Genomic DNA, 24,551 nt, shown 5'->3' on the forward strand with positions numbered 1-24,551 from the left:
GGAAGCTTGCCGGATGAACGCGCAGGACATCATCGACGCACTGGTCATCTCCGGCATCTGCCTGCGCGAGCAGATCGAAGGTTGTACGGAGCAGGAGATAGCGCAGCTGGAACGCAAGGCCGGCGCGCCGCTGCCGCAGCAGTACAAGACCTTTCTCGCCGCCGCCGGCCGCGCCGCACCGGGCTTCTTCACTGGCACCGATTTCTATATCCGCCAAGTCGACGGCCTGACTGAAGACGCCGCGGATCTGCTGCGGGAGAACAACGAACCGTTCGATTTGCCCGCCGGCGCCTTCGTCTTCTCCATGCACCAGGGTTACGTCTTTCATTACTTCATTCTGTCGGACGACGCAGACCCACCGGTCTACACGTATTGCGAAGGAAAAGGCATGCCGCGACCGGCGGGTGAATCCTTCAGCGACTACCTGTTGAACTCCGTCGACTGGCATGTGCGTATAGCGGAGGAAGCACGGGCGTACAGCAAGCCGTAGGTAGCCGCGTCGCAAAGGTGCTGGGTAACCCCCCGGGTCTTCTGGTGAAACCTATGCCAGGAACAGGCTCACCCCCGGCACCACCCACAGCGAAACCGAAGCCAGCCCGCTGCCGATCACTGCAGCGGCCAGCACGTCGCTGGGAAAATGCAGGCCCAGGATCACCCGCGACGCCGCCACCAGCAGCGTGAACGGCACCAGCAGCAGGGCCAGCAGCGGGAAGTAGGCGATGGCGACCAGGCTGAAACTCACCGCGTGCAAGGTGTGGCCGGAGGGGAAACTGTATTCGTCCAGCGGCGGGATATGCGCGACGATGCCCTGGTGTGCGCGGAACGGGCGCGGGCGGCGCGTGTGTTTCTTCAGGCTGCGATAGAGCAGCAGGGCGATGATGCCGACCACCGCCATGTGCAGCGCGCCCTGGGCGCCGCGACTGCCGCCGAACAGGGCGAGCACGCCCATCAGCGCATACCAGAACACGCCGTCGCCGGCACGGCTGATGGCGCGGAAGAAGGTGACTATGGCCTTGCGCGCGCCCCAGCGGTTGGCGGCCAGGCACAGGCGCCATTCGCCGCTGCGGATTTCGAGGCGGTTCCAGCGTTCAATCGCGTTCATGCGCGGCTCCCCAGCGAGGCAAGTAATTCGGCGAAATGGTCGGTGACCGACTGCGGACTCAGGTTCAGCACGGCCTGGCGGCCGGCGGCGGCGAGGCGGCGGCGCAGCGCGGCGTCGTGCGCGGTTTCCACGCTGGCGGCGACAAAGGCATCGGCGTCGGCGCAGGCGATGCGGCGGCCGTTCACGCCATCGGCGATGTGTTCGCGCGCGGCGCCGTAGTCGAAGGCGACGGTGGCCACGCCGCTGGCCATGGCTTCCAGCGTGACATTGCCGAAGGTCTCGCTCAGGCTGGCGAACAGGAACAGGTCGCAGCTGGCGAAATGTGCGGCCAGGTTTTCCCCGCGCAGCGGGCCGGTGAAGACGAAATCCGGATTGGCCGCCGCCAGCTCGGCCCGCGCCGGGCCGTCGCCGATCCAGACATAACGGGCATTGGGGCAGTGCTGCTGCAGCGCACGGAAGGCGCGCACGTTCAGCGCAAGATTCTTTTCCGGTGCGATGCGGCCGACATAGACCACGGCCAGTTCGTCCGGCGTCAGTCCCCAGCCGCGGCGCAGCGCTTCGTCGCGCCGCGCGGGATCGAACAACTGCGTATCCACCGCGCGGCGCAGCAGGCGCACGCCGCTGAAGCCGCGTTCGGCGAGGAAATCGGCCAGCTCCTGGGTCGGCACCAGGGTGGCGGCCGAATGGGCGTGGAAATGGCGCAGCCAGGCGAACACCGCCGGCGTCAGCCAGCCCAGGCCGTAGAAGCGCGCGAAATCGTCGAAGCGCGTGTGGAAGCCGGTGCTCGCGGCGATGCCCAGGCGCCGCGCCGCGCGCAGGGCGGAATGGCCCAGCGGGCCTTCGGTCGCCACGTAGATCGCATCCGGCCGCGCCGCGCGCCACAGCCGCTCCAGCCGGCGCCGCGCCGGCAGGCCGAAACGCAGGCCGGGATAGCGCGGAATGGCCGCGCCGCGTACCTGCACGTCCTCGCCCACGATCTGGTCGGTGCCGGCCTGGGGCTGGCGCGGACGGATCAGCTGCACCGCATGGCCGCGGCCGCACAGACCCTGCGCCAGCGCCTGTACGGTCAGGGCGACGCCGTTGATCTCGGGCGGATAGGTCTCGGTGACGATGGCGATGCGCATGGCGCCGGGCTCCGCACGCGCGTCCCCGCCGCGCTGTCGGGCCGGGACGCCGCGTACTCAGGTTTGGCGCATGCTCGGCGCGGGCAATTGCGTGCCGATGGCAGGCAGGTGACGCCGGGGTGACAGGGTCTTGGTGTGCTTTCCTGCCTGTAACATGACTGTCATATTCAGGACCTAGCTTGCGCCAATGTCTGTCCCGGCCTCGACTTATCCCGCCACGCCTCTGGCGCTGCGCTTTGCGCAGCGCGCCCGGCTGCGGGCGCGGCGCGAACGCTGGGCGCGCCGCGGCCTGGCCGCGGCGGCGGCTCTGCTGGGCCTGCTGGTGATGGCCATGCCGCTGTTCCTGCTGGCCTCGGCCAACGCCGGCGGCGGCTGGCGCGACCTGCTGCTGCCGCTGCTGGCCGGCAGCATCAAGGCGGCGTTCTACGCCTTGCTGGTGGCGATTCCGCTGGGCCTGGGCAGCGCAATCTGGTGCGCGCGCTTCGCCGCCCCGCCGCTGCGCCGGCTGCTCAAGCCGCTGTTTGAAGTGTTCGAGGCCGTGCCCGCCGTGGTGCTGGGCCTGATCGCGGCACTGGTGCTGGCGCCGTGGCTGGCGCGCCAGGTGCTGGCGCTGGCGGTTTTCCTGGCCCTGCTGCCGCTGACCCTGGCCGCCTGCGGCAGCGCCTGGCAGCGCCTGGCCAGTCCGGCCTGGCGCCGCCGGATGCAGGGGCGCGAATCCTGGCTGCTGATCCCGCCGATCCTGCTGCTGGCCGGCCTGGCGCTGCAGCTTGGCGTCTGGCTGGGCGGCGGCGCTGTCGGTGCCCTGCTGCGCCCGGCCACGCCGTGGAACGGCCTGGTCATAGGCCTGATGCTGGGCCTGGCCGTGATGCCCACCGTTTTCACCCTGGCCGAGGAAGCGCTGTTCGGTGTGCCGGTGGAACTGGCCAGTGCGGCCCAGGCGCTGGGCGCTACGCGCTGGCAGGCGCTGTGGCGGCTGGTGCTGCCGGTGGCCGCGCCCGGTGTGCTGGCCGCCGTGCTGCTGGGTTTCAGCCGCGCCCTGGGCGAGACCATGATCGTGCTGATGGCCAGCGGCAACACACCGCTGCTGGAGGCCTCGCCGCTGAGCGGCCTGCGCTCCATCGCCGCCAACTTGGCGCTGGAAGCGCCCGAGGCCGCCGGCGGCAGCGCGCATTTCGGCCAGCTGCTGTATTCGGCCCTGCTGCTGTTCGTGCTGTGCCTGGTGCTCAACACCCTGGCCGAGATGGTGCGCGCACGCCTGCGCCGGCGCCTGGCGGGGCTCTAGCATGCTGCGCACGGGGACCCGGCATGCGCCGCGGCGGCGCGGTGATTCCGGCCTGTGGCTGGCGGCCGGCGCGGTTGCGCTGAGCCTGGCTGCGCTGATCGCGCTGCTGTTCGTGCTGTTGCAGCAGTCGGCGCGGCCGTTCCTGCCGGCCGCCGTGGCGGAATTGCGCTGGCAGGGCGCAGCCGGCCCGCAGCAGGCGCTGGCGGCGATCGTGCGCGAGGATGCGGATGAACTGATCGCGCGCGCCAGCGAATGGCAGCGCCGCGGCGGCGCCTACCTGCGCATTGCCCGCGCCGACCTGCTCGAACGGACCTTTCCGCCCGATGCGCTCGCGCTGCGCCTGGCTGACGGCCGCGAACTCTATCTGCGCGGCGATGCGCACGCGCTGGCCGCGCTGCCGTCCGCCGCCGGACTGGCGCTGCCGGGCATGCCGGCGGAGTTGCCATTGCGGCGCGGGGAACTTGTGGAAATTCTCGCACCGAACCAGCTCGGCCCGGGCGGCCGGCTGCGGGTGGCGACGCAGCGCGCCTGGGCCTTCGTCAGCGGTTCGCCCGGCGGCGACAGCGGCAGCGCCGGCCTGCTGCCGGCCCTGGTCGGCACGGTGGTGCTGGTGCTGCTGATGAGCGTGCTGGTGATGCCGCTGGGCGTGCTGGTCGCGCTGTGGCTGCACGAATACGCCGGTCGCGGCGCGCTGGCGCAGCTGCTGCGTGCGGCGGTGGCCAATCTCGCCGGCGTGCCTTCGGTGATCTATGGCCTGTTCGGCCTGGTGCTGTTCGTGCACGGACTCGGCGCCGGCCTGGACGCGCTGTTCCATGCCGATGCGCTGCCCAGCCCGACCTGGGGCACAGGAGGCCTGCTGTGGTCGGCGCTGACCCTGGCCCTGCTCACCTTGCCGGTGGTCGTGATCGCGGTGGAGGAAGGCCTGGCCCGCGTGCCGGCCGGCCTGCGCCAGGGCGCGCTCGCACTGGGGGCGACGCGCGCGGAAATGCTCTGGCGCGTGGTGCTGCCGGTGGCGCGGCCGGCCCTGCTCACGGCGCTGATCCTCGCTGTCGCGCGCGCTGCGGGCGAGGTCGCGCCGCTGATGCTGGTCGGCGCGGTCAAATATGCGCCGGCCCTGCCGCTGGACGGCGAATTTCCCTATCTGCATCTGTCGAAGCAATTCATGCATCTCGGACACAGCGTTTACGACCTGGCCCTGACCGGCGCCGACGCCCAGCGCGATCTGGGCGAGGCCCATGCCGCGGCGCTGCTGCTGCTGATCGTGGTGGTGGCGCTCAATGCTGCCGCCATCGTCGTGCGCAACCGCCTGCGCGAACGCAGCCGCGAGCTGTCCGCATGAGCCGCCTGCGCCTGGCCGGGGCCGACGGCCTGCAACCCATGCCCGGCGGTCTGCTCGACGGACTGGAGCTGGCCCTGCAGGCGCGCGCGCTGAGCCTGCACTATGCCGAGCGGCGCGTGCTGGACCAGATCAGTCTGAGCGTGCCGCGGCGCCGCATCACCGCGCTGATAGGCCCGTCCGGCTGCGGCAAGTCCAGCCTGCTGCGCTGTTTCAACCGGCTCAACGACGAGATCGCCGACTGCCGCATGGACGGCGAAGTGCAGGTGCTGGGCGTGGACGCCTACGCCGCCGATGTGTCGGTGCCGGACCTGCGCCGCCGCGTCGGCATGGTGTTCCAGAAACCCAATCCGTTTCCCCAGTCGGTGGGCGAGAACGTGGCCTTCGGCCTGCGCCTGGCCGGCCTGCGTTCGCGCCTGGAACTGGACGACCGGGTCGAGACCGCGCTGCGCGCCGCCGGCCTGTGGGACGAGGTGCGCGACCGGCTGGACGACAGCGCCCTGCGCCTTTCCGCCGGCCAGCAGCAGCGCCTGGTGATCGCCCGCGCCCTGGCGGTGGAACCCGAGGTGCTGCTGATGGACGAGCCGGCCTCGATGCTGGACCCGATCTCCACCCTGCGCCTGGAAGAACTGATGGTCGCGCTGCGCGAGCGCTACAGCGTGCTGCTGGTCACCCACAACATGCAGCAGGCCGCGCGCGTGGCCGACTACACGGCCTACATGCAGGACGGCCGCGTGCTGGAGTTCGACACCACCGACCGCATCTTCACCAATCCGCGCCTGCGCGGCACGGAAGATTACATCACCGGAAAATTGTGATACGACTGCGGAGGCCCTGCGGCCTGCGCGGCCGCCACGTTTTCGCTGCACTGCGCAAAAATCCGCAACTTGTTCCAATGTAAACACGGCGTAACCTGCGCCTGTCCAGATACCGCCCCACCTTCCTCCGACACGACGACACGCAATGGACCGTCTGCACCTAGGCCAGCACATCTCGCAGCAGTTCAACACCGAACTGGCGGCCCTCACCAAGCAGGTGCTGGCCATGGGCGGGCTGGTCGAGGCGCAGCTGGCCCTGGCGCTGGAAGCGCTGGCCGCGCGCGATCTGCGCCAGGTGGCCCATGTGGTCGCGCGCGAAGAGGAGGTCAACGCGGCGGAACTGGAGATCGACGCGCGCTGCACCCAGATCCTGGCGCGGCGCCAGCCGGCGGCCTCGGACCTGCGCCTGGTGCTGGCGGTGGTGCGCATGGTCGCCAACCTGGAACGCATCGGCGACGAAGCCGAGCGCATCGCGCGCATCGCCGAGAAACTCGGCGGCGCCGAACTGGCCGAACACTACGGCGTCAAGCTCGCCCAGATGGGCAGCCTGGTGCGCGACCAGCTGCGCGGCACCCTGGACACCTTCGCCCGCATGGACGAGACCCGCGCCCTGGAATGGCTGCGCCGGGACCGCGAAGTCGACGTGCTGTACAAGGAACTCACCGCGCTGCTGGTCGCGTTGATGCAGCGCGAATCCGACCGCGTCCCCGCCGCGCTGGAATTCCTCTGGTGCGCCCGCGCGCTGGAGCGCATCGGCGACCGCTGCAAGAACATCTGCGAGCAGGTGATCTATCTGGTCCGCGGCCAGGACGTGCGGCATACCGGGCTGTCGCGCAGCGCGGCGCCGTTGCCGCGGGAGAATTGAAGTTCGGGCCTGGTTGAGGGAATCCGGCTTCAGTCGCCGACGCCAGCTTCTTCTCGCCAGAAAAACACCTCGTCCACGCGCCTGCCGAACACCCGCGCCAGGCGGAACGCCAGCTCCAGCGAAGGCGCGTAACGCCCGGCTTCCAGCGCGATGATGGTCTGGCGGGTGATGCCGCAGGCCTTGGCCAGGGCGTCCTGGGTCATCTCGCCGTGGTCGAAGCGCAGCCGGCGCAGGTGGTTGCCTATCGGCAGCGTGCTCATTCCGCGGGATCCGCCGCGTCGCGCCGGTAGCCATGCAATTGCAGCACATGCCGCACCAGGCTGGCGGCGATCAGGGTCAGCAGCAGGACATGGCCGAGGAATACATGGCTCATCGCCTGCAGCCGCTGCGGCGGGTTGAAGCCCAGACTGACGGCGAGCACCACGATCAGCACCGCCAGCACGGTATGCGCCGCGCGGTCGGCCCGGGCGGCGATGGCGCGGTCGCGTTCGTCGCGCTGTACCTCGCGGCGATGCAGGATGTACCAGCTGGCCACGGCGCCGGCGACCAGGGTCCAGGCGGTGATGCCCAGCCGATGTGCCGCGGGGCTGTGCAGGCTGAGGCCGGGGCCGGCCAGCAGCAGGGCGGTGCTGACCTGGGCGCCGATCAGGCTGGTGCTGGCCAGGCCGTGCCAGACCTCGCGTTCGGGCTCGCCGGGTTCATCACCGCGCGTCTCGGCCCGGCGCTGCCAGTAGTGCCGCAGCAGCAGTGCCGCGCCGACCATCAGGATCACGCCGACATAGCCCTCGTGCAGCGGCCAGTCTATCCACGGCGCGGCCAGCAGCACGCCGACGGCAGCGCTGAACAGCATCACCAGGGCAATACGCATAGGGAATCTCCGCTAGACAATATGTTCGGTGTACATTACATATTGTCTGGTTTGGCGGTCAAGCCGCCGCGCGCTGGCGCACCCGCCGCCACGGAGGCGGCCTGTGTGTCCAGCGGCCGTCCCGGCGTGCAACCAGGCCCCGGTCGAAGGTCAGCGCCCACAAGGTGTGGCTGCCGTCGGCGTTGCGGGTTTCGGCGATGCGGCGGATCTGCTGCGAAGGCAGGCCGCTGTGCTGATCCTCGAATTGCCAGCGCCGGCCGTCGTGCCGGGCCAGGCCCGATTGCGAACGCGGCCCACAGCGTGCCCTTCTGGTCCAGCCACAGGCTGTCGGCGGATTCGGCCAGGGCCGGGTCGGGATCGGCGTTCCAGCGGCGGCCGTCGTAGCGCGCCAGGCCCAGCGGCGAGGCCGCCCGGACGAAGTCTTCGGCGTCGGTGCGTACGCTGACGCTGACCGCGTCCGGCACGCCGTCGCGGCTGCAGAAGCGGGTGAAGGACGGCGCGCCTATCTCGATCAGATGCTGCGGCTGCCCCGCCGGGTGCACGACATGCGTGGCCGCCACCCGGCTATGCACCCCAGCAAGCTCGCGAGCGCGCGAGATCTCAGCATTGTCCGGCTGTCCCCTGTGCGAAGAGGTGTGCAAGGGGCAAGCCGGAGGGACGGGGTGGAGTTGTAGGAACTGCTTCGGGGATCTGCCGCTACCTGGGCATTGCGGCAAATGGATGCCTTGCGCAAGCGCGGAGCTTCAGCCCTCCGCGGCGACCACTTCGGCCAGCCGCACGAACTGCAGCGGTTCCAACTGTTCGGCGCGTTCGCGCGGATCGATGCCGGCGGCGCGGATCTGCTCGGCCGTGGCCACGCCGCTGAGCGCATTGGACAAGGTCTTGCGGCGCTGGCCGAAGGCGTGGCGCACGACGCGCTCGACCAGGGCCGGATCGGCGCGGTGGCGCCGCTCCGGCGCCAGCGGCACCAGGCGCACCACGGCCGAATCCACCTTGGGCGGCGGATTGAACGCGCCGGGCGGCACGTTGAGCAGCGGTTCCACCGTACAGCTGAGCTGCAGCATCACGCTGAGGCGGCCGTAGACCTTGCTGCCCGGCGCGGCGGCCATGCGGTCGACCACTTCCTTCTGCAGCATGAAGTGCATGTCGGCGATGGCTGCGGCGTGTTCCAGGCAGTGGAACAGGATGGGGCTGGAGATGTTGTAGGGCAGGTTGCCGACCAGGCGCAGCGGCGAACCGGCGGCCAGGGCGGTGAAATCCACCGTCAGCACGTCGGCGTGGATCACCGTGAGTTCGCCCAGCGGCGCGGCCGCGGCCTGGATGCGCGGGATCAGGTCGCGGTCCAGCTCGATCACGGTGATGCGGCCGTGTTCGCGCAGCAGCGGCAAAGTGATCGCGCCTTCGCCGGGGCCGATCTCGACCAGGGCATCGCCCGGACGCGGCGCTATCGCCTGCACGATGCGGCGGATCAGGCCGGGGTCGTGCAGGAAGTGCTGTCCAAATTGCTTTTTGTGGATATGTCGCGTATCCGCCGCATTGGCGGCGGCGGAAGACGGTGCGGCGGGCGGATAGCGCTTCAAACGGGGGCCTCGGGCGGCGGCGCGAGCGGCGAGGAATTCGCCAGCTCCTCGATCAGCCAGGTGCGGAACAGCTGCACCGACGGCTTGTGCGCGTGGGATTCGGGACAGACGAGATAGTAAGCGTAGAAGGCCGGTATGCGCAGCGGGAACGGCGCGACCAGCTCGCCGCTGGCCAGGCGGCCGCCGGCCAGGGAGCTGCGCGCCAGCACCACGCCCTGGCCCTGGGCGGCGGCGCGCAGGGCCAGGTCGGTGTCGTCGTAGACCGCGCCGCCGCGCGGCTCGGTGGTGGCCACGCCGGCGGCGGCGAACCAGCGCACCCAGTCGTTGAGGCGCGACTGCTGCTTGAGCCGGATCAGCGGCAGTTCCAGCAACTGTGAGGGATGCTTCAACTTGCGCCGGGTCAGGCGCGGGCTGAGCACGGGGAAAAGCTCGTCGTCGAGCAGCTTCTCGCAGCGCAGCCCGGGCCAGGGGCCGTTGCCCCAGCGGATCGCCACGTCGACGCCGTCGTTGCGGAAATCGGCCAGGCTGATGGTGCTCTGCAGGTTGAACTCGATCTCCGGATGACGCGCCAGGAAGCCGCCCAGGCGCCCCACCAGCCAGGCCGAGGCGAACGACGGCAGCACGCTCAGCGACAGCACGTTGCCGGAGGCTCTTTCCCTTACGCGGCTTATGGTTGCGGCGAGGTGGTCGAGCCCGTCGCGTACCCCCACGGCGAGCTGCTGGCCGGCCTCGGTGAGCCAGGTGCGGCGGCCGCTGCGCTCGAACAGTTTGAGGCCGAGTTCCTCTTCCAGCGCGCGTATCTGCTGGCTCACGGCGCCGTGAGTCAGGTGCAGCTCTTCCGCGGCGCGGCTCCAGTTCAGGTGGCGCGCGGCGCATTCGAACACGCGCAAGGTGCGCAGGGCGGGCAGGTGCTGCCAGGCGTGCATGTGTGAGTTCCGCTAACAGTCGGGGCGAGAAAGTATCGATTTTTTCCCGCCCCGGCCAGGCCTAGCATGACGGCCCTGTGGCGTACGCCGGCACCGTCGGCGCGCCGGCCTTTCGAGGTTTGCCATGACTCCCGCAATGATGTTGCGCATGCTCGCCCTGGCGATGATCTGGGGCGGCTCCTTCCTGTTCATGCGTGTGGCCGTGCCCGAGTTCGGCACCGGCTTCACCGCCGCCGGGCGCATCGCCCTGTCGGCCCTGGTGCTGTTCGCCTTTGCCGCGGCGCAGGGGCTTTCGCTGAACTGGCGCGCGCACTGGCGCGGCTATGTCTGGCTGGGCGCGCTCAGCGCCGCCGTGCCCTTCGTGCTGTTCGCGTACATGGCCAAGCACCTGCCGGCGGGCTATTCGGCCGTGCTCAATGCGACCGTGCCGCTGTTCGCCGTGCTGCTGGGCTGGTATCTGCAGCGCCGGCGGCCGTCCTGGTCCAAGCTGGCCGGCGTGGTGGTCGGCCTCGCCGGTGTGGTGACCATTGCGCGCTTCGGCACGGTCACCCTGACCGCGGCCACTTTCCTCGCTTTCGTTGCCGGCCTGGCCGCTGCGGCGCTGTACGCCCTGGGCGCGGCGGAGCTGCGCCGCCTGTTCAGCGGCGTGGAGCCGGTCGTGGTCGCCACAGGCAGCCAGCTCGGCGCCGCACTGCTGCTGTCGCCGCTGCTGCTGGCCAATGTGCCGCTGCAGGTACCGGCGCTGAAGCCCGGCCTGGCCCTGGTCGCGCTGGGCCTGGTCTGTACCGCCATCGCCTTCGTGGTCTATTTCCGCCTGCTCAAGGAAGCCGGCCCCGAGCGCGCAACCACGGTGACCTTCCTGGTGCCGGTGTTCGCCCAGATCTGGGGCGCGCTGTTCCTGCACGAGCCCATCACTGCGGCCAGCCTCTGCGGTCTGGGCCTGGTGCTGCTGGCGGTGATGCTGGTGTTCGAGAAGCTGCGCTGGCCGCACCGGCGCGCGCCGATCGCCGCCGCCGCGGTTGCGCTGAGCCCCTGCACCGGCCGCTGCGCAGACTGACGCGGACGGCGCAAGCCGCGGCGCAGCCCGGCGCCGCGGCCCGGTCCGAATCCCCAATCCCGAATCCCTAGTCCCGGCTCTTCACGACCAACTCCAGCGCCAGCCGCGTCGCCGCGATCAGGCTGCCGGCTTCGGCCAGGTTGCGCCCGGCCAGATCTAGGGCCGTGCCGTGGTCGACCGAGGTGCGGATGAAGGGCAGGCCCAGGGTGATGTTCACCGCCTGACCGAAGCCCAGTGCCTTGAGCACGGGCAGACCCTGGTCGTGGTACATGGCCAGTACGGCGTCGTGGCGGCCCAGCGGGCCGGGCAGGAAGGCGGTGTCGGCCGGCAGCGGGCCGGTCAGTTGCAGGCCTTCGGCGCGCAGCTGTTCCAGCGCCGGGGTGATGACGTCGATTTCCTCGCGCCCTAGGTGGCCGCCTTCGCCCGCATGCGGGTTCAGCCCCAGCACCAGGATGCGCGGCCGGGCGATGCCGAATTTGCGTTGCAGGTCGGCGTGGACGATGCGCAGGGTGGCCTGCAGGCCGTCGTGGGTGATGGCCGCGGGCACGGCGGAAAGCGGCAGGTGGGTGGTGGCCAGGGCGACGCGCAGCTCGGCCGCGGCCAGCATCATCACCACCTCGGCGCCGGCGCGCAGGGCGAAATATTCGGTATGGCCGGAGAAGGGGATGCCGGCGTCGTTGATGATGCTTTTCTGCACCGGCGCGGTGACCACCGCGTCGAATTCGCCGGCCAGGCAGCCATCGGCGGCGCGCGCCAGGGTGGACAGCACATAGCCGGCATTGGCCCGGTCCAGTTTGCCGGCAACCACGGGCGCGGCGGCCGGGGTCGCAATCAGGCGCAGCTGGCCGCGTTCGCGCCGTTCCAGCGCGCGGCCGTCGTCGTCGCGCAGATCCAGTTTCAGGCCGCGGCTGTGCGCGGCGGCCTGGAGCAGTTCGCCGTCGCCAATCGCGATCAGGTCGGCGGCGAGGTCGGTCCGGGCCAGTTCGGCGACCAGCTCCGGTCCTATCCCGGCGGGTTCGCCCAGGGTGACGGCCAGGCGCGGCAGCGGCGAGGCCGTCATGGGTGGATCAGCCGCCGTTGCTGGCGGCCGTGGTGGGCTCGCCCTTGCTGTCGAAGCCGGCCAGGCGGTATTCGATGAAGGCTTCGGCCTTGAGCTGGCGCATCAGGTTCTCGAAATCGTCCTCGGCCTTGCGCTGCTGGATGGCTTCGCGCGCCTGTTCGCGGCGGGCTTCGTCGGTGCGGTCCAGCTCGCGCATGCCCAGGCGCTTGACGAAGTGGTAGCCGGCGTTGCTGCGGAAGGGCTGGCTGAGTTCGCCATCCTTGAGGCCGGAGATCACCTCGCCGACCTGCGGGCCGTAGGTGCCGATCGGGAACCAGCCCATGTCGCCGCCGTTGTTGGCGCTGGTGTTGTCCTCGGAATGGGCCTTGGCCAGGGCGGCGAAGTCGGCGCCGTTCTCGATCTGGCGGCGCAGGTCGTTGATCTTCTTCTCCGCGTCGGCGGCGCTGACCAGCTCGGTAATCTTGATCATCATGTGCTGGGCGTGGAACTCGGTCACCAGCTGCTTGCCCTGCTCGCGCTGGTCGATCAGCTTGATGATGTGGAAGCCGCTGGCGCCGCGCACGGCCGGCGAGACCTGGCCCACGCTCATGCCCTGCAGCAGGTCGGAGAACATTTCCGGCACCTGGTCGTGGCGGCGCCAGCCCAGGTCGCCGCCCTGCAGCGCGTCCTGGGCGTCGGAGGAACGCATCGCCGCGGCGGCGAAGTCCAGCCCGCCGTCGATGTCCTTGCGCACTTTCTCGGCCTTCTCGCGGGCGGCCTGGATCTGCTCGGCGCTGGCGCCGTCGGGCACGCCGACCAGGATATGGGCCAGGTGCACTTCGCCGGTCTTGAGGCTGTTGCTGGCCAGCAGAATGTCGATCTCCGCATCGCTGACCTGGGCCTGCTGGGCGACGCGCTGGCGCAGGCGCTGGGTGATCATTTCATCGCGCAGGTTGCTGCGGAATTCCTCGTAGCTCATGCCGTCGCGGGCAATGGCGCTGCGCAGCTGCTCGGTGTCCATGTTGTTGGCGCGGGCCACGTTGCCCACGGCCTGGTCCAGTTCGATGTCGCTGACGCGCACGCCGGTCTGGCTGGCCTTGGCCACCTGCAGGCGCAGCATGATCAGGCGGTCCAGCACCTGGCGGCGCAGGATGTCCAGCGGCGGCAGCTGCTGCGGATTGCGCTGGTACTGGGCGCGGATCTGGTTGACGGCGCGGTCCAGCTCGCTGGCCAGGACCACGTCCTCGTCGACGATGGCGACGATGCGGTCCAGCGCACCGGCGCCGCCGGCGCTGCTGGCGTCCTGGCCGGCGGCCGACGGGCGTTCCTGGGTGGCCGGCGGGTTCAGGAATTGCGCCTGCGCCGGTGCGACGGCGGCGGACAGGGACACCAACAGGGCAAACGCGAGCGCAGGCTTGTTCATTGCAGGTCCGTGAAAAACTGGGGGATTTCCGCGGGCCGGAAGCGGCGCCGCGGTCGGGGCGAGGAGTGTGCACCGCGCCCCGGACTGGCGCCTGAACAGGTCAGGCGCCGCCTTGCTTACTGATAGCCGAGGATACCACGGCGCAGGAAATCGCCGGTTTTCTGGCCGATGGAGCCTATGCCCTTGAGTTCCATCTCGAAGTACAGCGCATCGTTGGCCTTGCCGAAGGCGTTGCGCAGGTAGTGGCGGGCGAGTACGCGCCAGATCACGCAGCAGGAATCGCGCTCCACGCCGATCAGCGACTCCAGCGACTTGTCATCGCGCAGCGAGTAGTTCCAGCGCCCGATCAGGCGCCAGCGGTCGTTCAGCGGGATCAGGGCCGAGATATCGGTCTGCTCCAGGAAATCGCGCCGGTAGCGGTAGGACAGGTTGAGCACGCCGTCGCCGAGGAAACGGTGCTGCAGGCTGACCGCGGAAAGATCGGTCTGGTCGGTGTTCGGGTTCCACTGGTCGGCCAGCTTCAGGCGCCAGCGGTCGCTGAGGTGGATGTCGAACTCGGCCACGTAGGCCGAGCCGGCGTAGCTGGTCGGCGGCGTGCCGGGCAGGTGTACGCGCTGGTCGTCGTAGTAGCGGATCCGGCCCAGGCTGGCCGACAGGCGTTCCGCGCCGGTCTCGCTTTCGAGCAGGCGGCTGGTCACGGCGAAGGTCAGGTTGTTCGCGTCCATCTGGCGGTCGGCGCCAGTGAAGCGGTTGGTCGAGAACATCTGCGGGAAGTCGAACGTCAGCGGCTGGGTATCGAAGACCGGCAGATCGTCCTGGTCGCGGTAGGGCACGCGCAGGTAGTACAGGCGCGGTTCCAGCGTATGCGTATACGACTTGCCGAACAGGGCGGCATCGCGTTCGAAGATGAGGCCCATGTCGAGGCTGCCGATGGGCACGGTGCGGCTGGGCGAGGCGTTGATCTCGCGGCCGTTGGCCAGGCGTGTCTCCACGTCGTAGCGCGTGTGGCGCACGCCGATCTCCGGCCGCAGGAACCAGGCGGCACCTTCCAGCGGCAGGCTCAGGTACGGGTACAGGTCCAGGCGCTGGCCCTCGGTGGGGCAGTTGCGCTGGCCGGCGGCGTCGCGCCAGCAGTCCTTGTCGAAGGCGACGAATTCGGACTTCACCCCGCCGCGCAGGCTGCCGGCCAGGCCGACGTCGGCCTCGAAGGTGGCGCGCGGCAGGCGGCGGTAGGGCTCGAACTGGTCGGGGAAGGTCGGGTCGGTGATCTGGTACTGGTCGGCGCCGAAGCTCGCGCTCCAGCCGCGGCCGCGGCCGTTGAGGTAGGCGCTGGAGGGCAGCAGGCTGGTGGCGATGGAGGAGAGGCTGTCGCCGAAATCCTCGAAATAGCGCTTGTCCGACACGCCGTTGACGTTGGCGATGAAATTCCAGTTGGCCGACAGCGCGCTGAAATTGTCCCAGTGCCACTGGCCGCGCTCGCGGTCGGCGCGGCGGTCGTGCGGCATCCAGGCGCCGTCGATCTGGCCGCGGCTGGAATCGGTGAGGTAGCGGAATTCGCCGCCGGCCATGAAGCCGCGCTGGGTGACCAGGCGCGGGTACAGCGTGGCGTCGTAGTTCTCGGCCAGGTTCAGGTAGTACGGCAGGGTCAGGTCCAGACCGCTGTTGCCGTTGAAGCCGAAGCTGGGATACAGGAAACCGCTCTGGCGCCGGTCGTCGAGGGGGAAGCGCGCATACGGCAGCCACAGGATCGGCACGTCGCCGACGCGCAGGGTGACGTCATGGCCGCGGCCCACGCCTTCGGCCTGGTCCAGGGCGAGATCGCCGGCGCGGATCTCCCAGCTGAGCTGGTCCGGATCGCAGGTGGAGAAGCTCACCGCGTTCATGCGCGCGTGGTCTTCGTCGATGAGTTCGGCCCGGCCGGCCTTGCCGTTGCCGCGCGCATTGAGCATCTGGAAGCGCACGCCGTCGAGCACGGCCGTGTTCGGGGTGGTCTTGCCTTCGCCCTTGTCGGCCGACAGCAGCATGCCGCGGTCCTGGTAGCGCACATTGCCTTCGGCCAGCCAGGCGGTGGTCTCGGTCCAGTAGGTCAGGCGGTCGGATTGGATCAGCTGGTCCAGGCGCTGGATGCGCGCCTTGCCGTCGAGCACGTACTTGCTGGTGTCGGCGGACTGGAAGCGTTCGGCGCTGAAATCGGTCTCGGCTTCCTCGCGCACGCCCTCCTTCGGCAGCCCCGGCACATAGATGCCGAGCAGGGCGCTGGGCTTGCACAGGCTGAAATCATCGGATTTGCGCGGGCATTGGCTGCTGCCCGGCAGGCAGGCGGCCGGATTGGCTGCGTAGGCGCCGACGCCGTACAGACACAGGACAGTGGCCTGGGCCAGCAGGCTCAGGCGGGGAATACGCGAAAGTTGGCGCGGCACGGGCGGGTCTTTGGCAGACGTCGAGGCGCGTAAGATGCCCGAAACGCAGCCGCGGCAGCAATCCGCGCCGGTACAAGTGCTTGATTCGTTCACGCTTGCGCCGGTCCGGCCAGCCCCCATCTGGAGCCACCATGAATACGCGAATCGAAAAGACCGACGCCCAGTGGCGCGAGGAACTCACCCCCGAGCAGTACGCCATCTGCCGCTGCTCGGCCACCGAACGGGCCTTCACCGGCAAGTACTGGGACCACCACGCCGACGGCACCTACCACTGCGCCGCCTGCCAGGCCGCGCTGTTCGGCTCGGACGCCAAGTACGATTCCGGCAGCGGCTGGCCCAGCTACTTCCGCCCGCTGGTGCCGGGCGTGGTCAGCGAGCATGCCGACGAAAGCCACGGCATGCGCCGGGTCGAGGTGCGCTGCGCGCGCTGCGACTCGCATCTGGGCCATGTCTTCCCGGACGGCCCGCGCCCCACCGGCCTGCGCTACTGCATCAATTCGGCTGCGCTGGAGTTCAAGGACGCCTGAAAAAACGCCGCCCGGGCCAGGCCCGGGCGGCGCGGCGTCGGCCGGAACGGGGCGGCTTTTCAGCAGCCCTGCGTGATCGGCGTCAGCGAGCAGATATCCAGCGACAGCACGTTGTCCTCGTTGGCCGTGCGGAAAATGATGTCGTCGGTGACCAGGGCCGGCACGGTGGCGTAGCCGACTTCGGCGATGGCCGGGTTGATGCGGAACTTGATCTGGTTGTTGCCGGCCTGCGGCGCGGTGGCGGTGACCGGGATCAGGAATTCCAGCCACACGCCCTGGAACGAGCGCCAGGCGCCGCCCTCGGCGGTATTGAGCGGCGCGCGTATGGCATAGCCTTCCAGGCCCTGGCTCAGCTGCTGCGGGCAGCCGTAGCCCGAGTCGTTGGCCAGGTTGATCAGGCGCGGGCCGTTGGGCACGCGGGCGAAGCAGAACACCGGATTGCCGGCCGAGATCGCCGGCTGCATGCCCTGCGGCAGCAGCAGTTCCAGGCCGATCACGCTGCCGCCGCAGGGATTGCCGGGATGGCTGATGATGAGGTGGGTGTAGAACACCTCGCCTATGGCCGGGGTCTTGTCCGGCGGCATGTAGCTGAAGCCGGCGTAGGCCTGCACCCGCGTCTGCACCACCGAGAACGGTGGGCAGGAGAGCATGTCGTTGTCGATGCTGGTGAATACGCCGTCGAACCACTTCAGCTGCAGTGCCTCGGCGGGACGGCTGGCGGCCAGGGTGAAGATCAGGGCGACCAGGCCCAGCAACACGCGATGCATGACAGATTCCTCGTGACGGCCCGCGGCAATGCGGGTTCGTCACCGAGGACGCGGATGCAGCGGAAAAACTGTCAGCGTCTGGTCATTCCAGCAACGCCGACACATGCGCCTGTACCGACTGGCGCAGCGCGGTCAGGCTGTAGCCGCCCTCCAGGCTGGACACTACGCGGCCCTGGGCGTGGCGCCGCGCCAGGGCGACCAGTTCATGGGTGACCCAGGCATAGTCCTCGGCATCGAGGTTGAGATTGGCCAGCGGATCCAGTCGGTGCGCGTCGAAGCCGGCGGAGATCAGCAGCAGCTGCGGCGCGAACGCATCGAGCGCCGGCAGCACGCGCTCGCGGTAGGCAGCGCGGAATTCGCCGCCGCCGCCGCCAGCCGGCAGCGGTTCATTGACGATGTTGCCGACGCCGGTCTCGCGGCGCTGGCCGGTGCCCGGGTACAGCGGCATCTCGTGGGTGGAGGCGTACATCACCCGCGCATCGGCGGCGAAGATGTCCTGGGTGCCGTTGCCGTGGTGCACGTCGAAATCGACGATGGCGACGCGCTCGATACCGCGCGCCAGCGCCTGCGCCGCGCCGACGGCGACATTGTTGAACAGGCAGAAGCCCATGGCCTGCGCATGCGTGGCGTGGTGGCCGGGTGGGCGTACCGCGCAGAAGGCGCGGCTGTGGCGCGCGTCCAGCGCGCCGTCCACCGCGGCGCAGACGGCTCCTGCGGCGCGCAGCGCGGCCTGCAGCGAGCCGGCGCTCATCACTGTATCGGGGTCGATGCGTACTTCCTCGTCCCCGGTCGGCGCCTGGTCGAAGATGCTGGCGATCTGGCCGGGGCTGTGCGCGCGGGCGAGCTGCTCGCGCGTGGCCAGCGGCGCCTCGATGCGGTCGAGCAGGGCGTAGCGGTCGTGATCCAGCGCCTGCAGCACCGCGCGCAGGCGTGCCGGCGATTCGGGATGGCCGGCGCCGGGCTCATGCAGCAGGCAGCTGGCGTGGGTATACAGGGCGAGATGCATGGCGGCGGTGCGGCTTCAGGCGCCGGCGGGTTTCTTGCGCCGCTCGTGCTGCCACAGCACCTCGCCGTGGCCGCTGGCGCGGGCCAGCACGCGGGCCAGCACGAACAGCAGGTCGGACAGGCGGTTGAGATAGCGCGTCGCTTCGGGCCGCACCGTTTCCAGCTGCGCCAGGGTGACCACTTCGCGTTCGGCGCGGCGGCACACCGTGCGTGCCAGATGACAGGTCGACGCGGCGATGCCGCCGCCGGGCAGGATGAAATCCTTCAGCGGCGGCAGCTCCGCATTGAAGCCGTCGAGCACGTCTTCCAGGCGCTGGATGTCTGCATCGAACACCATGGCCATGCCGGGAATGCACAGCTCGCCGCCCAGATCGAACAGATCATGCTGCACCTGGGTCAGCGCTTCGCGCATGGCCTCGGGCACCTCGTGCGAGAGCAGCATGCCCAGCACGCTGTTGAGTTCGTCCACGGTGCCGTAGGCGGTGACCCGGGCCGAGTCCTTGCGCACGCGCGAACCGTCGCCCAGGCCGGTGCTGCCGTCGTCGCCGGTGCGGGTGTAGATCTTGGAAAGTCGGTTGCCCATGTCTCGTTTTTAAAAGTATAAGTTTATCTAAAGTTCTTTTGCGGCCCCTGGAGCAGGGGCGGCCGGCGGATTGCGCAGGTGCGAGGCTGTTTACAGGAACGGCCGAACAAGGCGTGTCCCGGCATGCCTACGGATCCGCCTCGAAGCGCGAGGCATTCGTGTAGCTTACTTCAAACTGTCCCAGCCGATAGCGGATGCGGCTGGCGCGCGCATGGCCCAGCTGCAGGGCGAAGGCGCGCGCCGGCGGCAGGCCCAGGGCGTGGCAGAGCAGGGCGCGGATGGAGCCCGCATGGGCCATGGCGAGTACGCAGTCGTTCTCGTTGGTCGAGCCCAGCAGCGAGGCCAGCCAGGCGCCGGTGCGGCGCATCACATCGCTGAAGCTTTCGCCGCCCGGCGCTTCCTGGATCACCCAGTTGTCGGCCCAGTGGCGATAGCGTGCGGTGTCGTCGGCGGCGATCTGCTCCCAGCGCCGGCCGTCCCATTCGCCCAGATTGACCTCGCGCAGGCGCGGATCGGCCAGCGGCTCCGTGGCGAAGCGCGCGGCAAACACCTGGGCCGACTGCTGCGCCCGGCGCAGATCGCTGGTGAACAGGAAGCGCGGCGCCTCCTGGGTCCACTGGGCGGCCAGGCGCTGTATCGCCATGAAGCCGTCGGCCGACAGCGCCACGTCGGTATGGCCTATGCAGATGCCCGGCGCGGCTTCGGAATCGCCGTGGCGGACCAGGATCAGTTCCATCGCGCGACTCCGCTCATGACCAGATAACAGGACAGCTCCACCAGCTGGTTGGCCGCGCCCAGGGTGTCGCCGGTGATGCCGCCGAGCTGGGCGCGGAAATACAGCGCTGCGAGCAGCACTACGGCGACCGCGGCCAGCGCCGCATACAGCGCCGGCAGGCCCAGCGGCGCGATCAGCAGGCCGGTGATGAGCGTGCCGCCCAGCAGCTGCGGCCAGCCCATGCCTTCGGCCACCGGCTTGTTCGCCGCCGCTTCGCGCGCGTACGGCAGCAGCGCGGCCAGCGGCAGCACGCTCCAGCGCGCCAGCACATGGCCCAGCCACAGGGCGGCGAACAGCGCGGCCGGATGCAGCGTCGCCAGCGCGAGGTATTTGCCCGACAGCACCGCGATCAGGGCCAGGCCGGCATAGCTGCCGATGCGGCTGTCGCGCATGATTTCCAGCTTGCGTTCGCGCGTGAAGCCGCCGCCGAGGCCGTCGGCGGTGTCGGCCAGGCCGTCCTCGTGGAAGCCGCCGGTGGCCACGACGGCGGCGGCCAGTGCGGCCCAGGGCGCGAGGCCCGGCGGCAGCCATTGCAGCGCGGCCCAGGCGGCCGCGGCGGCGATGGCGGCGACCACGGCACCGACTAGCGGAAACAGCGCCGCCGCGCGGGCGAGTTCGGCCGGCTGCGCATAGCTCCAGCGCGCCAGCGGCAGGCGCGTGAGAAAGGTCGCGGCGGTGGCGAACAGGCGCAGCGGGTTGCTCATGCGGGCGGGACGGCAGGGCGGACGGCGAGCGTAGCGGATGGCAGGCGGATACGGGAATGGCCGCCCGTCATGAGGCAGCATGCCGCAGCTTCGTCGCGCGCGGTGCCGGCGCCCGTATCATTGGGCGCATGACTGCGCACTTCGATGTGATCCTGATTGGCGGCGGCCTGGTCGGCACCAGCCTGGCCATCGCGCTCAACCACAGCGGCCTCAAGGTCGGCCTGGTCGAGGCGGCCGCGCCGCGCGCCGGCAGCGCGCCGCGCGAGGACGAACGCAACCTGGCACTGGCCCGCGCCAGCGTGACCGCGCTGGAAACCCTGGGCGTATGGCGCCACCTGGCCGGCGCGGCCAGCGCCATCCGCGAAATCCATATCAGCCGTGCCGGCGAATTCGGCAGCCTGCGCCTGTCCGCTGCCCAGCAGGGGCTGGAGGCACTCGGCAGCGTGGTGCCGGCGCGCGACCTCGGCGCCGCCTTGCTGCGCGAACTGGAACAGTGCACAGGAATACAACGCTACATTCCGGCGCAGTTGCTCGACGCCCGCGCCGGTGCCGATGCGGTGGAACTGCGCCTGTCCACGCCGGACGGCGAAACCACACTGTCCGCGCGCCTGCTGGTCGGTGCCGACGGCACGGCCTCGCGGGTGCGCGCGCTGTGCGGCATCGGCGTGGACGAGGTCGACTACGGCCAGACGCTCTTCGTCGGCAGCATCCAGCCCGGCACGGCATTGGACGGCCGTGCCTACGAACGTTTCAGCGATTCCGGCCCGGTCGCCCTGCTCCCGCTGGCCGAGCGCCGCGCCGGTCTGGTGCTCAGCGTCGCGGCTGATGAAGCCGCGCAGCTGGCCCAGGCCGACGATGCCGCCTATCTCGCCTATGCCCAGCAGCGCTTCGGCTGGCGCGCCGGCCGCTTCAGCCGGCCCGGCCGGCGCAGCGCGCACCCGATCCGGCGCGTGGTCGCACAGGCCTTGACCGCGCCGCGCTGCGTACTGGTCGGCAATGCGGCGCAGACCATCCATCCCATCGGCGCGCAGGGCTTCAACCTGGGCCTGCGCGATGCGCTGCAACTGGCCGAGCGGCTGATCCACGCCCGCCGCGGCGGCGGCGACCCGGGTTCCGCCGGACTGCTGCAGGCCTACGCCGCCGGCCGTCGCGAGGACCGCGACGGCACGCTCGCCTTCAGCGACGGCCTGGTGCGCCTGGCCTGCAATCCCTCGCCGCTGCTGCGGCCGCTGCGCAGCCTGGGGCTGCTGCTGCTGGATGGCGTGCCCGGCCTGGCCGGCGCCGTCGCGCGCCGCGGCATGGGCTTCCGCGGTCAACCTTCCACGTATGCACTTGGAGCACGCCCATGAGGCCGCGCAACGTATTCGATATCGCCGTGGTCGGCGCCGGCATGGTCGGTGCCGCCGCGGCCCTGGCCCTGGCCCGCCGCGGCTTGCGCGTCGCGCTGCTGGAAGAGCGCGAGCCCGCGCGCTGGGACGCCGCCGACGAAGTCGACCTGCGCGTGGTCGCGCTGGCGCCGTCGGCGGTGGATCTGTTCGGGCAACTGGGCGTGTGGGATGCGATCCGCTCCGCCCGCGCCGCGCCGTACCGGCGCATGCAGGTCTGGGACAGCGGCAGCGGCGCACAGATCGAATTCGACGCGGCCGACCGTGGCGAGGCCGAGCTGGGCTGGATCGTCGAGAACCGCCTGATCCAGCATTGCCTGTGGAACGCGCTGCAGGCCGAGGCCAATGTCAGCCTGCGCTGCCCGGCCCGGGTCGTGGCGACCGAGGATGAAGGCGAGGCCCGCGTGCTGCGCCTGGACGACGACGGCAAGCTCAGCGCGCGCCTGGTCGTCGCCGCCGACGGCGCGGCCTCGCCGCTGCGCCATCTGCTGGATATCGGTGCCAGCGGCCACGTCTACGACCAGCATGCCCTGGTCGCCCACGTGCAGACCGTGCGTGCGCACGAAAACACCGCCTGGCAGCGCTTCCTGCCCACCGGCACGCTGGCTTTCCTGCCGCTGGCGGACGGGCGCTGCTCCATCGTCTGGTCGCTGCCGGCGGAAGAATGCCGCCGCCTGCGCGAGCTGGACGCGGACAGCTTCCTGCGCGAACTGGGCTGCGCCTTCGATTTCCGTCTCGGCCCGGTCAATGCCGTTTCCGCACGCGCCGAGTTCCCGCTGCGCCTGCTGCTGGCCGACCGCTATATCGCGCCGCGCTTCGCTTTGATCGGTGACGCCGCCCATGTCGTGCATCCGTTGGGCGGGCAGGGCGTGAACCTGGGCCTGCGCGATGTCAGCGCACTGGCCGAAGCGGTGACCGCGGCGCGCGACCAGGGCCGCGATATCGGCGCCGAAACCGTGTTGCGCCGCTACGAACGCCGCCGGCGCAGCGACAACACACTGTCGGCCTGGGGCTTCGACGGCATCAACCGCGTATTCCGCAGCGAGTTTGAACCGCTGGTACTGGCCCGCGGCCTGGGCCTGCGCGCCGTCAACGCGATAGGGCCGCTGAAGCAGCTGTTCGTGCGGCATGCGGCGGGGCGGTGATGCGCAGGGACAGGTGTTCGGGATCCGTGAATGCGGAGTCCGGCCTGTAATGCGGTCCGGCACGTCCTGATTTCGCTGCTGCAACGAATCCCGGATCCTGGCTCCAGCGCGCCTGGAACTCGCTGTTCCGCTGCATCCGGATCCTCACGTCCCCGGATCCCGGCTTCGGCTTTCTCCCGCGGTTCTGCGTACAGGTAGTCGAAGCGGCCGCTCGTGCCGCCGGCTATCGCAGGGGACGTCATGCTCTACCGTGTCTTGATGGGTTTGCTCGCCTGGCTCGTGCTGGCCGCTGCCGCGCCGGCGCAGACGGTGATCTGGGTGACCAACGCGCAGGCGTTCGGTCCGGGTTCGCTGCGTCAGGCTGTGCTGGATCTGCAGCCGGCGGCGACCGGCGTGCAGGAGATCCGCTTCGCGCTGGGATCGCAGACCGGCACCACCATCTTCCTCAACCAGCCCATGCCGGATATCCGCGGCGCCAACGTGCGCATAGACGCGGCCGATACCACGGGCGGCGTCATCATCGACGGCGGCGGCCACCAGCAGTTCCGCGTGCCGGCGGGCTCCACCACCACCAGCCTCAGCGTGGCCAACCTGACCCTGCGCCGCGGCGGCACCCTGGGCAGCGGCGGCTGCATCAGCGTGGCCCGTGCCGGCACCAGCCTCAGCCTGGACCGCGTCACGCTGGAGGAATGCCGCGCTTACTACGACGCCGCGACAGCGCCGGCCCTGGGCGGCGCGGTCTTCGCCGCCGGGCCGCTGACCGTGCGCGATTCGGTGTTCAGCGGCAACAGCATGAACACGCTGGGTAGCGCCACGGTCAGCGCGAACGCGAATGGCGGCGCCATCGGCAAGACCGGCCTGCATCCGGTCACCGTGCAGCGCTCAAGCTTCCGCGACAACCGCGTCTACCTCACCAACACCGATGCGCCGTTCTGCGCCAGCGGTGCCGGCGGCGCGATCTATTTGTCCATGCCCGGCATGCCGGGCACCGACGTGGTGATCGAGGATTCCAGCTTCGTCAACAATTCCACGCCCTGCCGCAATCCGACCGTCACCTACGACATCGATGGCGCCGGCGACGGTGGCGGTATCTATTTCTACGGCGAATACGTGAGCCTGCGCTTCAACGCCAACTACTTTGAAAACAACCGCGGCCGCCGCGGCGGCGGCATCGGCATCATCGGTGCGCTGGCTTCCACGCCGGTGGTTACCAACAACACCTTCCACCGCAACCGCGCCACTGCTTCCGGCGGCGGACTGCTGATCCTCAACTGCTGCTATTCCCAGGTGCTCAACAACACCTTCAGCGAGAACGTATCCCTGTCCAGCAACTACGGCGGCCAGTTCTCCCTGTATGGCGGCGGCACGCTGGCGTTGTTCAACAACATCGCCACGGCGGCCGATACTGACAGCGGCCTGCTGTGCAATGCCAGCTCGGGCCAGATCAGCGCCGGCGGCAACCTCTACACGCGCAACGACTGCCCTGTCGCCGGCGACAGCAGCAGCCAGGCCATCGGCGCCATGCCCTGGCTGCAGGCGCCGTCGATGAGCGGCGGCTACGTACTGAGCCAGCGCTCCGCCTACGGCGCGCCGTCCATCGACAGCGCCGACGAAGCCCACTGCGTGCCATACGACGTACGCGGCATAGTCCGCCCCGTGGATGGCGACGGCGACCTGGTCGCACGCTGCGATGTGGGCGCGGTGGAGAACTCGCTGGTGGACCGGCTGTTCAAGGACGGGTTTGAAGATTGAGACTGGGATACGCAACGCAAAGTCCAAAGCCTGATAGCCCTCTCCCCCAGGCGCGGATGCGCCTGGGG

25 protein-coding genes are annotated in these 24,551 nt (G+C 70.0%); 10 read left to right on the forward strand and 15 right to left on the reverse strand.

All coding sequences use genetic code 11. The features are described 5' to 3' along the window. The first annotated feature begins 13 nt into the window (after positions 1–13). Complete coding sequence (locus NM961_RS08895; RefSeq protein WP_255913774.1) at positions 14–490, forward strand: SMI1/KNR4 family protein; 477 nt, start codon at positions 14–16, stop codon at positions 488–490. 51 nt (positions 491–541) lie between these two features. On the opposite strand, the gene NM961_RS08900 is transcribed toward NM961_RS08895, so the two are convergent. Then, positions 542–1,102, reverse strand: coding sequence for a phosphatase PAP2 family protein (locus tag NM961_RS08900; RefSeq protein WP_255913776.1), 561 nt, complete (start codon positions 1,100–1,102; stop codon positions 542–544). Continuing rightward, positions 1,099–2,226, reverse strand: coding sequence for a glycosyltransferase family 4 protein (locus NM961_RS08905; protein WP_255913778.1), 1,128 nt, complete (start codon positions 2,224–2,226; stop codon positions 1,099–1,101). The genes NM961_RS08900 and NM961_RS08905 overlap by 4 nt, the downstream gene beginning before the upstream one ends. A gap of 187 nt (positions 2,227–2,413) precedes the next feature. On the opposite strand from NM961_RS08905, the gene NM961_RS08910 reads away from it, so the two are divergent. The 4 genes from NM961_RS08910 (at position 2,414) to phoU (ending at position 6,527) form a co-directional block, all read left to right on the forward strand. After that, on the forward strand, positions 2,414–3,508 hold the full coding sequence (locus NM961_RS08910) for an ABC transporter permease subunit (RefSeq protein WP_255913779.1): 1,095 nt from the start codon (positions 2,414–2,416) through the stop codon (positions 3,506–3,508). 1 nt (position 3,509) lies between these two features. After that, positions 3,510–4,847 carry a phosphate ABC transporter permease PstA gene (gene pstA / locus NM961_RS08915; RefSeq protein WP_255913780.1) on the forward strand — a complete coding sequence of 446 codons (1,338 nt, stop codon included), beginning with the start codon at positions 3,510–3,512 and terminating at the stop codon, positions 4,845–4,847. Continuing rightward, on the forward strand, positions 4,844–5,662 hold the full coding sequence (gene pstB / locus NM961_RS08920) for a phosphate ABC transporter ATP-binding protein PstB (RefSeq protein ID WP_255913781.1): 819 nt from the start codon (positions 4,844–4,846) through the stop codon (positions 5,660–5,662). The genes pstA and pstB overlap by 4 nt, the downstream gene beginning before the upstream one ends. 145 nt (positions 5,663–5,807) lie before the next feature. Then, positions 5,808–6,527 (forward strand): phosphate signaling complex protein PhoU, encoded by a 720-nt coding sequence (gene phoU, locus NM961_RS08925; protein ID WP_255913782.1) that lies wholly within the window; start codon positions 5,808–5,810, stop codon positions 6,525–6,527. A 29-nt stretch (positions 6,528–6,556) separates the two neighbouring features. On the opposite strand, the gene NM961_RS08930 is transcribed toward phoU, so the two are convergent. From NM961_RS08930 to gcvA, 5 genes are all read right to left on the reverse strand, one after another. Beyond that, a complete protein-coding gene (locus NM961_RS08930; RefSeq protein ID WP_255913784.1) occupies positions 6,557–6,787 on the reverse strand; it encodes a helix-turn-helix transcriptional regulator in 231 nt (76 codons plus the stop codon). Continuing rightward, positions 6,784–7,395, reverse strand: a complete 612-nt coding sequence (locus tag NM961_RS08935) for a DUF2178 domain-containing protein (protein ID WP_255913786.1) — start codon at positions 7,393–7,395, stop codon at positions 6,784–6,786. The genes NM961_RS08930 and NM961_RS08935 overlap by 4 nt, the downstream gene beginning before the upstream one ends. Before the next feature lie 35 nt (positions 7,396–7,430). Continuing rightward, positions 7,431–8,036: a hypothetical protein gene (locus NM961_RS08940; protein ID WP_255913788.1), complete on the reverse strand. Its 606-nt coding sequence runs from the start codon at positions 8,034–8,036 to the stop codon at positions 7,431–7,433. A 102-nt stretch (positions 8,037–8,138) separates the two neighbouring features. Next, entirely contained in the window at positions 8,139–8,912 is a 774-nt protein-coding gene (gene rsmA, locus NM961_RS08945; protein ID WP_255913867.1) for a 16S rRNA (adenine(1518)-N(6)/adenine(1519)-N(6))-dimethyltransferase RsmA, read from the reverse strand. 59 nt (positions 8,913–8,971) lie between these two features. Then, the gene (gene gcvA / locus NM961_RS08950) at positions 8,972–9,901 is read right to left on the reverse strand and encodes a transcriptional regulator GcvA (RefSeq protein WP_255913789.1); all 930 of its coding nucleotides are present in this window, start codon (positions 9,899–9,901) and stop codon (positions 8,972–8,974) included. A gap of 124 nt (positions 9,902–10,025) precedes the next feature. On the opposite strand from gcvA, the gene NM961_RS08955 reads away from it, so the two are divergent. Continuing rightward, a complete protein-coding gene (locus NM961_RS08955) occupies positions 10,026–10,958 on the forward strand; it encodes a DMT family transporter (protein WP_255913790.1) in 933 nt (310 codons plus the stop codon). Between the two features lie 67 nt (positions 10,959–11,025). On the opposite strand, the gene pdxA is transcribed toward NM961_RS08955, so the two are convergent. The 3 genes from pdxA to lptD all read right to left on the reverse strand — a co-directional run bounded on the left by pdxA (position 11,026) and on the right by lptD (position 15,840). Beyond that, positions 11,026–12,018, reverse strand: a complete 993-nt coding sequence (pdxA, locus tag NM961_RS08960; protein WP_255913795.1) for a 4-hydroxythreonine-4-phosphate dehydrogenase PdxA — start codon at positions 12,016–12,018, stop codon at positions 11,026–11,028. Between the two features lie 7 nt (positions 12,019–12,025). Beyond that, positions 12,026–13,420 (reverse strand): peptidylprolyl isomerase, encoded by a 1,395-nt coding sequence (locus NM961_RS08965; RefSeq protein ID WP_255913796.1) that lies wholly within the window; start codon positions 13,418–13,420, stop codon positions 12,026–12,028. A 116-nt stretch (positions 13,421–13,536) separates the two neighbouring features. After that, positions 13,537–15,840, reverse strand: coding sequence for an LPS assembly protein LptD (lptD, locus tag NM961_RS08970; protein ID WP_255913798.1), 2,304 nt, complete (start codon positions 15,838–15,840; stop codon positions 13,537–13,539). 131 nt (positions 15,841–15,971) lie between these two features. Here lptD and msrB point away from each other — a divergent pair, with 131 nt between their 5' ends. Further along, positions 15,972–16,367, forward strand: coding sequence for a peptide-methionine (R)-S-oxide reductase MsrB (gene msrB, locus NM961_RS08975; RefSeq protein WP_255913799.1), 396 nt, complete (start codon positions 15,972–15,974; stop codon positions 16,365–16,367). 59 nt (positions 16,368–16,426) lie between these two features. Here the strand turns inward: msrB and NM961_RS08980 are convergent, their stop codons facing one another. The 5 genes from NM961_RS08980 to cobS all read right to left on the reverse strand — a co-directional run bounded on the left by NM961_RS08980 (position 16,427) and on the right by cobS (position 20,201). Then, positions 16,427–17,134, reverse strand: a complete 708-nt coding sequence (locus tag NM961_RS08980; protein ID WP_255913800.1) for a hypothetical protein — start codon at positions 17,132–17,134, stop codon at positions 16,427–16,429. 82 nt (positions 17,135–17,216) lie between these two features. Then, positions 17,217–18,140, reverse strand: a complete 924-nt coding sequence (locus NM961_RS08985) for a histone deacetylase family protein (protein ID WP_255913801.1) — start codon at positions 18,138–18,140, stop codon at positions 17,217–17,219. Between the two features lie 15 nt (positions 18,141–18,155). Beyond that, a complete protein-coding gene (locus NM961_RS08990) occupies positions 18,156–18,722 on the reverse strand; it encodes a cob(I)yrinic acid a,c-diamide adenosyltransferase (RefSeq protein WP_255913802.1) in 567 nt (188 codons plus the stop codon). A gap of 127 nt (positions 18,723–18,849) precedes the next feature. After that, positions 18,850–19,458: a histidine phosphatase family protein gene (locus NM961_RS08995; protein ID WP_255913803.1), complete on the reverse strand. Its 609-nt coding sequence runs from the start codon at positions 19,456–19,458 to the stop codon at positions 18,850–18,852. Continuing rightward, positions 19,449–20,201, reverse strand: coding sequence for an adenosylcobinamide-GDP ribazoletransferase (gene cobS / locus NM961_RS09000; RefSeq protein WP_255913804.1), 753 nt, complete (start codon positions 20,199–20,201; stop codon positions 19,449–19,451). The genes NM961_RS08995 and cobS overlap by 10 nt, the downstream gene beginning before the upstream one ends. A 128-nt stretch (positions 20,202–20,329) precedes the next feature. On the opposite strand from cobS, the gene ubiH reads away from it, so the two are divergent. The 3 genes from ubiH (at position 20,330) to NM961_RS09015 (ending at position 24,483) form a co-directional block, all read left to right on the forward strand. Beyond that, positions 20,330–21,550, forward strand: coding sequence for a 2-octaprenyl-6-methoxyphenyl hydroxylase (ubiH, locus tag NM961_RS09005; RefSeq protein WP_255913806.1), 1,221 nt, complete (start codon positions 20,330–20,332; stop codon positions 21,548–21,550). Next, the gene (locus NM961_RS09010) at positions 21,547–22,731 is read left to right on the forward strand and encodes a UbiH/UbiF/VisC/COQ6 family ubiquinone biosynthesis hydroxylase (RefSeq protein WP_255913809.1); all 1,185 of its coding nucleotides are present in this window, start codon (positions 21,547–21,549) and stop codon (positions 22,729–22,731) included. The genes ubiH and NM961_RS09010 overlap by 4 nt, the downstream gene beginning before the upstream one ends. A 240-nt stretch (positions 22,732–22,971) precedes the next feature. After that, positions 22,972–24,483, forward strand: coding sequence for a right-handed parallel beta-helix repeat-containing protein (locus NM961_RS09015; protein ID WP_255913810.1), 1,512 nt, complete (start codon positions 22,972–22,974; stop codon positions 24,481–24,483). The last annotated feature ends 68 nt before the right edge of the window (positions 24,484–24,551 follow it).

Source organism: Tahibacter harae, assembly GCF_024437735.1.
Taxonomy (GTDB): domain Bacteria; phylum Pseudomonadota; class Gammaproteobacteria; order Xanthomonadales; family Rhodanobacteraceae; genus Tahibacter; species Tahibacter harae.